13 protein-coding genes are annotated in these 13,754 nt (G+C 42.7%); 4 read left to right on the top strand and 9 right to left on the bottom strand.

The window, feature by feature from the left end:
- Positions 1–414 carry a hypothetical protein gene (locus tag LX64_RS05395; RefSeq protein WP_111596601.1) on the top strand — a complete coding sequence of 138 codons (414 nt, stop codon included), beginning with the start codon at positions 1–3 and terminating at the stop codon, positions 412–414.
- 60 nt (positions 415–474) lie between these two features.
- Here the strand turns inward: LX64_RS05395 and LX64_RS05390 are convergent, their stop codons facing one another.
- Both LX64_RS05390 and LX64_RS05385 read right to left on the bottom strand, forming a co-directional pair.
- Entirely contained in the window at positions 475–1,431 is a 957-nt protein-coding gene (locus LX64_RS05390; protein ID WP_158538532.1) for a glycosyl hydrolase family 18 protein, read from the bottom strand.
- Positions 1,432–1,544: 113 nt separating this feature from the next.
- The gene (locus LX64_RS05385; RefSeq protein ID WP_111596599.1) at positions 1,545–2,585 is read right to left on the bottom strand and encodes an Atu2307/SP_0267 family LLM class monooxygenase; all 1,041 of its coding nucleotides are present in this window, start codon (positions 2,583–2,585) and stop codon (positions 1,545–1,547) included.
- Between the two features lie 222 nt (positions 2,586–2,807).
- Between LX64_RS05385 and LX64_RS05380 the strand changes: the two genes are divergently transcribed.
- Entirely contained in the window at positions 2,808–3,215 is a 408-nt protein-coding gene (locus LX64_RS05380) for a VOC family protein (protein WP_111596598.1), read from the top strand.
- Positions 3,216–3,290: 75 nt separating this feature from the next.
- Here the strand turns inward: LX64_RS05380 and LX64_RS05375 are convergent, their stop codons facing one another.
- Positions 3,291–3,716, bottom strand: a complete 426-nt coding sequence (locus tag LX64_RS05375; RefSeq protein ID WP_111596597.1) for a VOC family protein — start codon at positions 3,714–3,716, stop codon at positions 3,291–3,293.
- Between the two features lie 277 nt (positions 3,717–3,993).
- Between LX64_RS05375 and LX64_RS05370 the strand changes: the two genes are divergently transcribed.
- Positions 3,994–4,476, top strand: a complete 483-nt coding sequence (locus tag LX64_RS05370) for an SRPBCC family protein (RefSeq protein ID WP_111596596.1) — start codon at positions 3,994–3,996, stop codon at positions 4,474–4,476.
- A gap of 94 nt (positions 4,477–4,570) precedes the next feature.
- On the opposite strand, the gene LX64_RS05365 is transcribed toward LX64_RS05370, so the two are convergent.
- From LX64_RS05365 to pepE, 6 genes are all read right to left on the bottom strand, one after another.
- On the bottom strand, positions 4,571–6,823 hold the full coding sequence (locus LX64_RS05365) for a M56 family metallopeptidase (RefSeq protein ID WP_111596595.1): 2,253 nt from the start codon (positions 6,821–6,823) through the stop codon (positions 4,571–4,573).
- A 34-nt stretch (positions 6,824–6,857) separates the two neighbouring features.
- Positions 6,858–7,250 carry a BlaI/MecI/CopY family transcriptional regulator gene (locus tag LX64_RS05360; RefSeq protein WP_111596594.1) on the bottom strand — a complete coding sequence of 131 codons (393 nt, stop codon included), beginning with the start codon at positions 7,248–7,250 and terminating at the stop codon, positions 6,858–6,860.
- A 164-nt stretch (positions 7,251–7,414) separates the two neighbouring features.
- The gene (locus LX64_RS05355) at positions 7,415–8,260 is read right to left on the bottom strand and encodes a tetratricopeptide repeat protein (protein ID WP_111596593.1); all 846 of its coding nucleotides are present in this window, start codon (positions 8,258–8,260) and stop codon (positions 7,415–7,417) included.
- A 41-nt stretch (positions 8,261–8,301) separates the two neighbouring features.
- Positions 8,302–9,042, bottom strand: a complete 741-nt coding sequence (locus tag LX64_RS05350) for a YqjF family protein (protein ID WP_111596592.1) — start codon at positions 9,040–9,042, stop codon at positions 8,302–8,304.
- A 9-nt stretch (positions 9,043–9,051) separates the two neighbouring features.
- Positions 9,052–10,146 (bottom strand): DNA polymerase IV, encoded by a 1,095-nt coding sequence (dinB, locus tag LX64_RS05345; RefSeq protein WP_111596591.1) that lies wholly within the window; start codon positions 10,144–10,146, stop codon positions 9,052–9,054.
- A gap of 285 nt (positions 10,147–10,431) precedes the next feature.
- Positions 10,432–11,136 (bottom strand): dipeptidase PepE, encoded by a 705-nt coding sequence (gene pepE / locus LX64_RS05340; protein WP_111596590.1) that lies wholly within the window; start codon positions 11,134–11,136, stop codon positions 10,432–10,434.
- Positions 11,137–11,532: 396 nt separating this feature from the next.
- Between pepE and LX64_RS05335 the strand changes: the two genes are divergently transcribed.
- On the top strand, positions 11,533–13,155 hold the full coding sequence (locus LX64_RS05335) for a hypothetical protein (RefSeq protein ID WP_111596589.1): 1,623 nt from the start codon (positions 11,533–11,535) through the stop codon (positions 13,153–13,155).
- Positions 13,156–13,754 lie beyond the last annotated feature (599 nt).

The following is a 13,754-nucleotide window of genomic DNA, read 5'->3' as shown; positions in this document are numbered from 1 at the left end:
ATGAAGCCCGTACACATCGGAGCAGATTTTTACCTCATCGCTTACCTGGTATATATACCGGTGGTGCTGGTCATTACTTGGTACGTATCGCATTCCCTATTCAAGAACGGCAAGATCTTTATGCTCGACATTTTCAGGGGTAAACAAGACATTGCTTTTGCCACCAATAAATTGTTCGAAACAGGGTTTTACTTAATGAACTTGGGATTCGCTTTCGCCACAATGAGAATCTACCATTACTTAGATTCAAACCGTGCACTCATGGAAAGCCTTAGCGCAAAAATTGGTGGATTCTGTATCTATTTAGGGGCTATGTTATTTTTAAACCTATTCTTCTTTTTTAGAGGAAGAAAAGCCGCCAAGTTACGCATGGCTGAAGAAGCCCGCATAACAAATACGGTAGTAAGGGATTGACCTGTGTTATAACAAGTAGATGTGTTTAATGTCAAAAGGCCGGTTTTACCCGGCCTTTTCTTATTTAGATTGCTGTATAACTTGTAATAAGGAATGCTCGTTTTTACTATCCTGCTTCAATTCCCAAATCATAACACCGCCCGCTCCCGCAGATTGCGCAAATTGTACTTTCCTCTTAATGGTCGATTTTCCATTGTAATAAACAGTGCCATCGGCAGTTGGCCATTCATCGGCATATTCCGCACCGGGGAATTGCGCAATTATTTGGTTATACTTCATACTCCGGGCCGCCGTTTCCCCAAATACATACCCATAAAACGGTAAGCCTATATACAATTTTTCTGCCGGCACTTTCCGCTGTACATGGTAATATTCAAAATCCTGCACCGCCGCCTCGTACGATGAATGCGGCCCCGGTTTCTTCATGTTCCATGGCCCCGTTTTATCATATGCCATGATATTGATGAAATCAAATGACTGTATCGCTTGGTCATTGATGAATTTCGAATTATAAGTCGCCAATGCAGCCGTCATTAATAGCTGCTTCGCTCGTAATGCTTCTCCCAAAGCCAATATAAAATCACTATAATTCGAATTCACATACTCGCCTTCATAATCTACATCTACCCCGTCGAAACCATACGTGCTAGCAAAGTCAACGATGTGCCGAATAAACTGCTGGCGATTTCCCGGTTGTGTTAATTCAGCAATGTATGGTGGCGCATCGGCCCCACCCAAGGAAATGAAGGTGCGAATCTTTTGCTGCTTGAGTTGTTGTACAAACGATCGAAGCGAAGGCTTCGTGTGGAATGCACCCGTAGAATCGGGATTCAGGAAGGCCAAACAAATATCTGTAATCCTAGTTAGGTCCACCTGCTGAACATCGGTTTGCCAATTCTCATCACTCAACAAATACCCCAATACGCGTAGTGGCTTCTTATCGCCACTTACCACGCTTTGCCCAAACACTACTTGCCCACTTATCAACAATAATAAAATCGCTATAATTCTTTTCATGTAGCACGTAATTTCCATCAAAATATAAACTCATTCGCTGGCATCCAAGCACGCACATAAAAAAAGCAGGTTTTTTCAAACCTGCTTCCTATCATTATCTTGCATAAAATAACCTATTGCTTCACGCCCAATGCCTCTCGCACCGCCGGTGCCACTTCGGTGCCAAATAAGCGAATCGCTCGTAATACCTGCTCGTGTGTAATGGTACCTTTCACCAATTGTGCTATAAATCGCGAATGCTGGAACAAGGTATGCTGGTAAATGATTTTGTCGATCACTTCTTGCGCACTACCCACAAACAACGGCCCCTCCGGCATACGCATATACTCGAATTGCTCGCGTGTCATGGGCGACCAACCACGGTCTAATCCCACGCGGTTCATCAAGGCCTCGTAAGTAGGGTAGAACTCGTCGGCCGCTTGGTCGCTGTTCTCCGCAATATAGAATTGAGAATTAATAGCCAATGGTAACGCTGCCGGGTCGTGCCCCGCTTCTTGGGCCGATTTGCGGTAGAGTTTTACAAAGGGCACAAAATGACTCGGTGGCCCACCCAATATCGCCAATGCTAATGGCAAATTCAACCTGCCCGCTCTTGCTGCCGATGCCGGTGTACCACCTGCTGCCAACCAAATAGGCAAAGAATGCTGGTAAGGACGCGGGTATACACCACGACTCCGGATGCCCGGCCTAAACTCACCCCGCCAATTCACAATTTCCTCGCGGTTTAATTGTAATAACATGTCGAGCTTCTCCGTGAAAAGCGCATCATAATCATTCAAACTATACCCAAACAAAGGAAACGACTCCGTAAATGAACCCCGTCCCGCCATAATTTCCGCTCTACCGCCAGATAACAAATCCAGCGTAGCAAAATTCTGGTACACCCTTACCGGGTCTGCCGAACTTAATACAGTAACCGAACTCGATAAACGAATCTGTTTAGTAATCGCCGAAATAGCTCCTAAGGCTACCTCCGGTGAAGAGATAATGAAATCTGGGCGATGATGCTCTCCCAATGCAAATACATCCAATCCCACTTCATCAGCTAACTTCGCCTCCGCTAATAATTCTTGCATGCGGATAAATGATGCCGTCGACAGCGATTCTCCGTTGCTGGGGTTTACTTCTCCAAATGTACTAATGCCTAATTCCATACGTTATATTTTAATGTACCGAGGTAAATATAGTTATATATCTTGAAGCATGACCGGCTAATTACGATAACATTTCATGTGCTGTCCTTGTTGTTAAAGCAGCATAATTTTGTCGTATGTAGCCCTTTAGATTGTCGGTAATACACAGGTAAATTCTACCTAGTATCTTGTAAGTTTGTAGAGTAATTAATCACAGTAAAACCTTATTAAAATATACATCTTATGGCAACGCAAATTTTTGTAAACCTACCGGTAAAAGACTTAGAAAAATCCAAAACATTCTACACCGCCCTCGGCTTTAGCATTAACCAACAATTTTCAGATGAGAAAGCCGCGTGTATTGTTATCAGCAACGACATCTATGTAATGTTACTTACAGAACCTTTCTTCCAAACATTCACAAAACGTTCAGTTGGGAATGCAAAAAATGCAACCGCTGTAATCAATGCAATTTCCATGGAAAACCGCGATGCGGTGGATGCTATTGCAGAGAAAGCATACGCAGCAGGTGCTACGGTAACAAATGAAACCAGCGATCTGGGTTTTATGTATTCTAAAAGTTTTGACGATCTAGACGGTCACATTTGGGAAGTGTTTCATATGGATATGTCGGCTATTCCGCAACAATAATACATCGCATGTTTGATTGATCACTATAAAAAAAGGCTTTACATTTTGTGTAAAGCCTTTTTTATGTTTGTTAGGTTATTGCTTTGGAGGAAGATAGTAATGCACCATCCAATTCACGCCGAATTTATCAACAAACATCCCGTAATACGCTCCCCAGAATGTTTCACCCATGGGCATCTCTACTTTGCCGCTAACACTTAAGCCTTGGAATATACGGTCTGCTTCTTCACGGCTCTCTGTAAATATGCAAACGGAAAAGTTATCGCCCACGGTAGTTGTACCCGATTGCGCCGGTCGATCACTACCCATTAATGCAGTGCCATCTTTCAAAGGGTAGAAAACATGCATTACTTTGTTTTCCTCGCCTGCACCACAATGGTCTTTCGGCATTTCTTTAAAACGGCGGAATTCCAATTCCGGTCCACCAAATACGCCATGATAAAAACGAAACGCTTCTTCGCAGTTATCATTAAAAATAAGATACGGGTTGACTGAAGCCATTTGAATAGATTTTTGAAGGTGTATGAATAACGTGAGATGGATTAGTAGGTAAATCTTATACAAACTTACGGCCAATTTCTACCCGTGCCAACCCATTATTCCGCCATTCCAAAGGTGTAATTGCGTCACATTTTTATAGCATAAAACACCCCATTTTCGAAAGCAACACCGATTGTCGGTTTGCGACCTTATTTTGTCGCATTCATCACCCGTAACAGGCCCACTTTTCAACTAAGTTTGTAAAAGCGTATGATCGCTACTACCCAAACATTTATTCATGGCATATCCAGCTTCAAACCTTCATCACGTGATGCCGCATTTATCTATACAACGAGCATTACCGGTGCCATGTCATCTCGTATTTGCCGCATGGACCAACGCTGCACAAATAGCCCAATGGTGGGGCCCTGCCGGTTTTTCAGTTACACATTGCGAGTTTGATCTCGTACCTGGTGGCGATATACTCATCCTAATGCAAAGCGATGATGGGATGTTATTCCCCGCAACAGGTCGTGTACATCATATTCACCCGCCACAAAACCTTGTTTTTTCACTGGCTGCTTTCGATGACGAACAAGGTGATCCGCAATTGGTGAATTTAATTTCCCTCTCGCTTCAACCCGGGGGCCATACAACAAACATGACGATCAATATCGACGTAATAAAAGCCGCCCCAATAGTAAGAAAAGTTTCCATGGAAATGTCGATGGGATGGGAGCAGAGTATTGAGAAGTTAACAGCTTGGCTAAAACGCCTTTAAACGGGGAAAAGCGTACATGATTGTACGCCTTTTTGTTGCTGTAAGTTAACGCATTTACAGTTAGGTAAGTTATGTTGGTTGGTTGTTGATTTTACTAGTTCATTTCTCCTGGTAATGTAGGTACCATTATACGCGATTGTGGACGTTTTACTTGCTGTTCCCACATCACTATAACATTTTTAGATGGTTTGCCATCCTGGTTAACCAAATTTTTTACAACAGGCTTATAACTACCGCTTTCACCTACCCACGTTTGCGAAGTAATATTATAAACAGCTTGGCGTGGCGCATGGGAAGTATATAATACTTCGTTGTTTCTATTCATCCCGCGATAGTTAGAATTATTGTGTTTGATCACTTGTTGAAGCTGCTGATCCTTGCTGTAACTATCTCGTAATTGATCCCAAGGAACGCTACTCACAACAGTGTCGTTGTTGGGTGCTGCTTTACGGAATCTTTCATACTTGTAGTTTTTCATCAATGAATCATATGAAATTCTTTTTCTTTGATCATTTTCTATAAAGTACACTTTATTACGAAGGGCGCTATCTCTTAACATGGTATTATTAAATACCCTCCCTTGGCGATTTGTATATACAGTGTCGGGAATTACTCTTGCATACACCATTGATTGGTTCTTGCCATATTTCTTGAAAGCAGAATCTGCCATGGCTTTCGTATACACATACTTTAAATTCGGATGGTTCTTATATAATTTTTGTACTGAATCCATCATCGCTTTAGTGTACACAATTCTTGGTGCAGGTTGTGTTACTGAAAATGCACTATTACCTACCATGCGGAACGTATGCATCGCCTTCATAGAATCAAATGCTTTCCTTGTCAACGCCGTTTGTCCCATCATTCTAATCTTATTAAAGGCAGAATCGCTTGCGATAGTTCTAAAGCTGGTATTGGGAACACGGTGATATTTGATCTCGCGTTTAATTTTGCCATCAGCGCCTCTTCTTGCAACAACATAAGGTTTCAACTTATACTTATTACCGTATACTAAGGTGTCGAATGTTACATTGAATTTGGGCGATGCTAACAAAGTCAATAGAGAATCCTTTTGTTCCTGTGTACCATTCTTAGCAATCTCCATTCTTTGATTGTACATAGCTTGGTAAGCCGTAGAGAAATTTGGCTTGATCAATACAAAACCAGAATCGGATGTTTTTTGAATATGCTTTTTAACTTTTTTGAATTGGTAAGATGAATCGATCACATATACCTGCCTTTGAGGACTCGGTAAAGTATCAATAGCAGTTTTTTTCGTTTGTTTTGTTTGTTCTTGCGCTTCTACTTTAGCAAATGTTATAGTTAGGATGCCGGTAAAAAACACGCAGACAATGACAAATAATTTTTCCATACTGTTCAGCGGTTTGTTAGTGTTATAAACAATACGCTTCACACGTTGCAGTAAAAAATCTTTCGGCCCTGTAATAGCTGCAGCAATAGGAGAGGCGGATTGATTGTACTCCTGGAACGCTACAAGCGCTTTAATATACGTGGTTTTACTATCACTCAACGAAACCGCAACATCATCTGCTACGTTCTCTCTTTCAATTTTGATGAGTGATGAAATCCACATGACAGCCGGGTTAAAAAAGAAAGCAATTTCTACCAAGCGCTGCATCAAATTCACGAGGTAATCCCTCCGCTGAATATGCGCCAACTCGTGTAATAAAATAGCCTCAATCTCCGCCGGGCTGAGCGCCGTTAACAACCCAACAGGCAATAAGATCACCGGTGTTAAATGTCCCATGGCCATTGGAACTTTTGCAATACCCGACTCTAATAATTGCACTGCCTTTTTGATCTGTAAACGTTGCGCCAATTCTTTTATACGCTCATTCCAAACCTCGTCAACAACAAAAGTTTGCCGTGTTCTTAACCTATGAACACCATACAAGTCTTTCGCCAAGGCCAAAGATTTCCACACCAATACAACTAACCATGTATACACAATCAATGCTGTATTGGCATCCAACCATTGCAGTAATGGTGTGTAAAATCGATTGGACATCGCAAAGGCGGAAGGAGCGACAATCATTTCTTCGGGGATCACTACAAACGATGTTTGTTGTGTTGCTAATAATTGATATACATGAATGGCTTCACGTAATTCATATATAAAAATAGATACCGTACCTGCTAAAAAACTAATCAATATACCCACTAATAAATTATACCGTACCGTTGGTTTCGACGACCGCGTACTAGCAATCACCACGCCGGCTACCAACGAGCAAATAAGACCAATCCAGATGGAATGAATAAGGGTCCACCCCAACGCTCGGAGCGTGGCTTCTTGTATAAAACCGGGTAATAAGGAATGCAGCATACAGGTTGTTTTTCTTCGTAGATGTGAACTGGAATTATTCTAGCGATTTTAAAATGCCTTTAATGGCGTCGATCTCTTGCTTGCTGGGATTAGAATTACCCAATAATTGCATCACCAAGTTGCTAGGCGAACCACCAAACATATTGTCAACAATCCGGTCTAACATTTCTCCTTTCGTTTTGCTCTCTTCTAAAGCCGCACTATACACATGCTTCATACTACTTTCATCACGAAGCAACATCTGCTTCTCCACCATGATTTGCATGAGCTTTAAAGTAGAGGTATACTGCACTGCGCGCTTTTCCTCGTTCAACTTGTCATTCACAAATCGAACAGTACTCGGGCCATGCTGCCATAATACTTGGAGTATTTCCAACTCCGATTTGGTAGGCTCAGCTTGCACGGAAGTGTTCTTGTCTTTCTTCATGATATAAAGGTAGGAAAAAATTCGTACGAACAAATTATTACCTTTCTTTTTTTAAACTTTTTTTGGGTGAAGGGGGAATTGTTATTGATTATCAATCAGTATGAGCGAAAATAAAAATGGCGAACCCATCGGCTCGCCATCCTCTATATATAAATATGCTACGTTTAATAGTCTAAATACTTGTCAATTTGCGCTTGCGCATAACTCGCGCCCAATTCTTTGGCTTGTACCCAATCTTCATAAGCTCCTTTCTTATCACCGATCTTGATCTTAGTATTACCACGGTTATAATAAGCTACCTCGTCTTTCGGGGAAAGAGCAATGGCTTTGGTATAGTCTTCAATGGCTGCCGCATATTCTTCTCGTTCGTCTTTATTCGCTGCACGGTTAATATATGCATCCACAAAATTAGGATCAAGGGCAAGCGCCATATCATAATCCAAACGCGCCGGGTGCCACAATTTTAATTCGTCCTTCGCAATGGCCCTCGCATAAAATGCATGCGCATCCTGGTCGTTAATTCTTATAAAGGTCGACAGATGAATGATGGTATACCCCAAGTTGCGCATACGGTAAGCGTCCATCGCCAATTCCATATAGTATCCCGCCGCGTTTTTATCCATCGTCGGGAACTCCGGTTCCGAAATAGGGGAAATCAACGTATAATTCTCAATCTTACAATCATATTCAAAGGCCGTGCAGAACTGGTCAATATCCCAATACAGCATTGTTTCCTTGTCAACCGGGAATGGCTCTGCTCTGCCTGAAACGGTATAAATACCCGCTCCTTGTTGTACTTCTTCCATCTCGAATTGATAGTTACCTTCTAAGAAATTCTTCAATCCCAGGAGGTTCTCCATATCGTTCGACGAATACATGATCTCGAATGTGGCTAAGGCATATGGCTGAAAACCACTTGCTATCATTTGTTCATATACGGCAAATGCCGACAACATCTCCTCGCGGAAACTATTATTAAACTCTTCCACCGTGAAATAACGGGCTGTCATGTGCGCTCTTCTATTTAGTTACCCCGCAAAGGTAAATTAATTTACAGCGCCGCGTATATTTCCTTCTTCCAAGCCACCACGCGTACCCCCGTCGAATACTGCATACTATACACGTTGTTGGCAGTAAGCAATCGATCGCCTAATGGGTAATGGATGTGCAACTGCGAGGTGGTCATTTGCGAAAGCGGCCATGGTAAATGGTGAACGGTATATTTATAGATATCATCACCAATGTTTTGAATTACATGGTATCGTTCAGTTAGAAATATATCCAAGGCCGTTTTGTGTTCAATTGCAGGCCCTACTGTATAATCGGCACTGAAAGCGCGTTGCTTGTTTTGGTTTTGAAGGGTATAGGAAGAAGCTTGCCTTTGAATATTGGCATATTCGTAAGGCATACCCGAAAATTGTTTTGCAATCAAGGTGGGTAACCTTTTTCCTGCCTCTAAGGAAAAGAAGTACACACCACGATCGTTACCTCGCTTCACATATGTACGTACATTCACTTCGTGGAAATAGGAAACCAAGTCTACCGCCAGCAAATTCCTCGGCCTTACGTCTTCCATGGTAAATGCCACTAACGATACCCACGCCGCCCCATTCACCGTATCTACTTCAATACCATCAGGTAATAATGATTGTATAAAACTAGGTTCAAATGTCCAGTGGAAAAATAAAGCATTGGTCCAAAGTTGGTGCCATAGCCATTTTGAAGTGGGTAAAATAGGGTTGTTAAGATGCGCTGTTGTGCTTAATAAATGGGGGATATTTATCTTCTCCATGTAAATATTTTAAAACAACTCCAATTGCATCCCGTTCGTATTCGATACCTCCGGGAAATTCGACACCGTTACCCCCAGTAGCCGCACTTTCTTCTCTTCCATATCCACTTTCTCTAAGAGCATTTTGGCGATGTGGGAAATGTTTGATATGTCATTAATTGATTGTGCAATAGAATGGTTACGGGTTATTTGTTTGAAATCGCTATACTTTACTTTTAAGGTAACTGTTTTGCCTTTCAAATCATACTTCTGCAAGCGTTCCGCTACAATGCCCGATAGGCGGTCGATTTCGGCATTCAGCTGCTCTATATCATCTGTATCAATTTCAAACGTATCTTCCGCGCCAACAGATTTTGTTTCGCGGTGTGGTTCAACCGGGCGGTTATCTATTCCCCGTACTATTCTATAATAGAACCGGCCCACTTTGCCGAATAGGTTTACTAATTCGTTTTCAGTTAATCGTTTTAAATCGGCCCCGGTATGCAAGTTCATGCGTTTCATTTTCTCGGCCGTTACCTTGCCAACACCATGGAATTTCTCTACGGCTAATTGCTCCATGAATTTCTCAATGCCGGAAGGACCAATAAAGGTAAGTCCGTTAGGTTTCTTCAAATCCGACGCCACCTTCGCTACAAACTTATTGATCGACACCCCGGCCGAGGCCGTTAGGTGCAGTTCTGTAAATATTTCGTCTTTAATCTTTTGGGCAATTTCGATGGCAGAACCAATACCAAGCTTGTCTTCCGTTACATCCAAATAGGCTTCATCTAACGATAAAGGCTCAATTAAATCCGTATACCTCCGAAAGATCTCCCGCACTTTCTGCGATACCTCTTTATAGGCCGCAAAACGTGGTCGCACAAATACAATATGGGGGCATAATTGCAAGGCTCTTCTCGACGACATGGCAGAGCGAACCCCGAATTTCCTCGCTTCGTAACTGGCCGTTGCTACAACACCTCGCCCAGTAGGAGAGCCACCTACCGCAATGGCCTTACCGCGCAGCTCGGGGTTATCGCGCTGTTCAACGGAAGCATAAAAAGCATCCATATCTATATGAATGATCTTTCGTTGCGGGCTGGGTGATGGAGAAGTGTCGCTCATGTTGTAATTGGCCTATCAAAATTAAAGAATTATATGCTACAAAATACAACCTGTAAAAGCTTGCTGCTATTGGGTTTGAAGGCGGTGAGAATGAAGCGTGCGTGTATTCTTCGGCATAAAGCCGGGCAGTATTATATAGACGCAAATCTGAAGGCGGCGAGATTTTTATAATTGAAATAGAGCTGGATATGCAGTGCTTGTAGCGCAAGGAGAAAGGCTTCGGGCGGATAAAGTAAACCCCGCGCATCAAAAACGCGGGGCTCAATAATAGGATATAAACGAATTTTAGAAAACAATTTTCTCTTGCACATTCAATTCGTAAGGCACTTTGCCCTGCTCGAAGATCCGCGCTGTATGGGTACCTTCAAGGGTAATTACTTCGTTGCGAACTCTGATCCAGCTACCTTCGCGTAAGCCAACAACAGGAATGGCATTTTGTGTATGAAACTCCGCGATGCGCGTTTCACGGGTTTCGCCCATGTGTTGCAAACCGGGTAATGGATCAAGATAATGCGGGTTGAGGTTGAAAGGAACAAGTCCCATTGTTTCGAAACTTGGAGGATAAACAATCGGCATGTCGTTCGTGGTTTGCATATTAATTCCACCAATATTGCTACCGGCACTCGTTCCAAGGTACGCAGTACCGTTTTCAACAGCAGCTTTCAATGCACCCATCAATCCTAACTCGTGCAATTGTTTCACTAATAAAAATGTATTACCGCCACCGGTGAAGAAACCTTTTGCTTGCTGGATCGCTTCCAGCGGCGATGCAAATGTATGTAAGCCTTTCACGGCAATGTTGTGTTGCGCAAAGAAATCGGCTGCTCGTTTTGTGTAATCGTCGTGCGAAATGCCACCGGGACGAGCAAATGGAATGAAGATAATCTCGTTCACCCCTGCAAACAACGCCTGCACAACGGGCGATAAATATGCTAAATAGTCTTGTCCATACAAAGTAGAAGTGCTGGCAAGTACAATATTTTTCTGCATGTGGTATGCTTTAATGTATGATAATCGACAAAGTAAATTAAAATTCACAATTTTTGGTTTGACAATCCCAGGAGAAAAGTAAAATGTACAACATGCTACCTGTTGCAACTGCGAAAAATTGTGTTGCTATACCGGTGAATGAATTTGTGCTGATGTGATCCTCTTAAAGTCTTTACTGTAGCTTGTTTCAGCTTGTTTTTAAAATGAACGAAAAATGTAATACGAAAGAAAAAATTTTGTTTAAAAAACTAAGGGAAATTTTCTTGAAAAAAACATCAAAGTGGATAAATAAAATTTTCTGCGAAAAGTATTCCACATCCTTTGCTGTAGAGCGATGAATATATTATTTTCGCGCTCCATTTCAGAGGATAAAGCCATTTTTAATTTCATCCAGCTATGAATATCTTTTCAATCTTTAAAAAAGATCAAGACTCAACCGACGAGCATACTTCACCTGTTTTACCTTGGGAGAACAGGCCGAGTATTTTTGGCGTGTTGAAATCGAACTTGGATGAAAACCACGATCCAATTCAGCAAGAGATGACCTTGCCTGATGAAGATCGTATGCATGGCGAAGGTAGCCAACTACAATGGGCTGCTGGGGCGAGAGACGGGGTGTTGTCGTATCATACGAACGATGATAACCTCAATCAAAAAGCGACTGAAATGGCTTGGCTTGTAAAAGCGATTGCCGAAAATAACCACCTTAAGGACCTTACACTTCTTTATGACATTCTCATGCGCGACGATGTGTTGCATTATTTGGATGCAACGATCGAAAAGATTTTAACGCTTTCTGTACGTGTACAACCTTACTTGCATAACTATGCTCGTTGGTTGGCATTCGAAAGCCCGGATCGTGGCGCGGTGAAGTTTGGTATTGCCTTGTTGGGATTAATTGGTGATAAGGAAGATCTTGAAAATATTTGCGTGATTGGTTCGCACGATGAATTTACTTTGTTTGCAGAAGTAGCCATCGTACAAATGTCCGACAACCCGGAAGGTACCTTATGGCGTTTAGCCAAGAAAGTACACGGGTGGGGGAGAATCCACATCGTTCGCCGATTATTGCACACGAAAGACGAAGGTATTAAGCAATGGTTGATGCGGGAAGGATTCCGCAACACCGTGATGAACGAATACTTGGCCTACCAATGTGCTGTAGCCGGTAACCTCCGTGCAGAATTGATGTACAAAGATATCGATGATGTTACTTTGCATGCAGCCGGCGATATTATCCAAGCCCTCATCAATCCCGGTCCTATGGAAGGAATCGACGATTACGATGATGGTGCCGTGGTGATCCATCAATATTTGAGTCACCTTACATACAGGGCCAACACCCTTTCACAATACCTCCTCCTGCAAGACCTTTCCAAGTTCTTACAAGACGAGAAAGCCGATTGGGATGCCCGCAAAGACTACGGTTGGAGTGAAGACTTCCGTGCCGATTTACTCATCGACATCCACACCATTCTAGCCAAACCACATTGGAAAGAAGTACTACATGCCGCTATCAACGAAGGCAACCCTTCTCAAATGTGGGATATCGCTAAAGTAGCCGACTTCTTACAAGTAGATACATGGGATTGGTGTTGGTCGCGCCTCCAAGAATTCCCGACCGACGAAGCCTCTTGGTACTTGGTAATGAAGCGCATGACAGCAGAACGCTTACCCATGGTATTAACCTTCGCGGAACAAAACATCCCGCTGAGCCAAATCGCCACCGGGGCATCGAAGGAACTAGGATTTCACAAGAACTTCCTCATTCACCGCTGTTTGGATTGCATCTTGCTCAAACTCGGCGACTTCCCAGAATATGCCCAAAACGGCTTCGAGTTCGTTAAAACCGGCCTCTTAAGCCCCGTTATCCGCAACCGCAATAACGCCGTAAAAGTATTGGAACGCTGGGGCAAAGAAAACTGGCTCATGGGCACCAAAGAAATCCTTTCACAAGCCGCCTATATCGAACCCAACGAAGACGTAGGCTATAAAATGCTCGACCTTTTAGAACAATAACAAGCTGCACAGCAGCCCAAACAAATATCTTTCGACAGGAGCAGGCAACCAGCCTGCTTTTGTAGTTTAAGGGCTACCCTCATACCCTTACTTACCCACCTGCAACATCAACTAGCATAACCTTTTAGAACAATCATTTCAAAGAACTGGTATGTACGATCGTCATCACAAAACGAAAATACCCCTTCTTACTGCACTAAAAAAACGCCGTGCCGGAATATGCCGCTTTTAACCGCTTTATGCCGCTTTATGCCGGAATATGCCGGTTTATGCCGCTTTCCTTCAGAAGTCACACAGTATGAACGCAATATGTTCTACCTCTATACCCCCAAATATTCACCGCAGTGAGCTTACCTCGCTCCAGCACTACATTTCAGCCGATCTACTGCGCTATTTATGTGAAATATAATATCTCCCAATGTTCTTCTAATGTTCTTCCAATGGTAAACCCCAGTGTTTTCAATATGGGAGATATATGTTCGATATATTTGGGATATACCCGGGATGTTCCTGTGTAGTATTTCCCAATACCCCTCAAAGCACCCAAAGGGAAATGACAGAAATGCAAAAGCCGTTTAAAGGCATTTCAAAGGCAAGTC

Origin of the sequence: Chitinophaga skermanii (assembly GCF_003259335.1) — a bacterium.
Lineage (GTDB): Bacteria > Bacteroidota > Bacteroidia > Chitinophagales > Chitinophagaceae > Chitinophaga > Chitinophaga skermanii.
This window is presented reverse-complemented; position numbering and strand designations above follow the sequence as displayed.

Excerpts from the sequence above, each read along its gene's own strand:
- LX64_RS05395 (WP_111596601.1), top strand. The coding sequence starts at position 1 with ATGAAGCCCGTACACATCGGAGCAGATTTTTACCTCATCGCTTACCTG.
- LX64_RS05390 (WP_158538532.1), bottom strand. The coding sequence starts at position 1,431 with ATGAAAAGAATTATAGCGATTTTATTATTGTTGATAAGTGGGCAAGTA.
- LX64_RS05385 (WP_111596599.1), bottom strand. The coding sequence starts at position 2,585 with ATGGAATTAGGCATTAGTACATTTGGAGAAGTAAACCCCAGCAACGGA.
- LX64_RS05380 (WP_111596598.1), top strand. The coding sequence starts at position 2,808 with ATGGCAACGCAAATTTTTGTAAACCTACCGGTAAAAGACTTAGAAAAA.
- LX64_RS05375 (WP_111596597.1), bottom strand. The coding sequence starts at position 3,716 with ATGGCTTCAGTCAACCCGTATCTTATTTTTAATGATAACTGCGAAGAA.
- LX64_RS05370 (WP_111596596.1), top strand. The coding sequence starts at position 3,994 with ATGGCATATCCAGCTTCAAACCTTCATCACGTGATGCCGCATTTATCT.
- LX64_RS05365 (WP_111596595.1), bottom strand. The coding sequence starts at position 6,823 with ATGCTGCATTCCTTATTACCCGGTTTTATACAAGAAGCCACGCTCCGA.
- LX64_RS05360 (WP_111596594.1), bottom strand. The coding sequence starts at position 7,250 with ATGAAGAAAGACAAGAACACTTCCGTGCAAGCTGAGCCTACCAAATCG.
- LX64_RS05355 (WP_111596593.1), bottom strand. The coding sequence starts at position 8,260 with ATGACAGCCCGTTATTTCACGGTGGAAGAGTTTAATAATAGTTTCCGC.
- LX64_RS05350 (WP_111596592.1), bottom strand. The coding sequence starts at position 9,042 with ATGGAGAAGATAAATATCCCCCATTTATTAAGCACAACAGCGCATCTT.
- dinB (WP_111596591.1), bottom strand. The coding sequence starts at position 10,146 with ATGAGCGACACTTCTCCATCACCCAGCCCGCAACGAAAGATCATTCAT.
- pepE (WP_111596590.1), bottom strand. The coding sequence starts at position 11,136 with ATGCAGAAAAATATTGTACTTGCCAGCACTTCTACTTTGTATGGACAA.
- LX64_RS05335 (WP_111596589.1), top strand. The coding sequence starts at position 11,533 with ATGAATATCTTTTCAATCTTTAAAAAAGATCAAGACTCAACCGACGAG.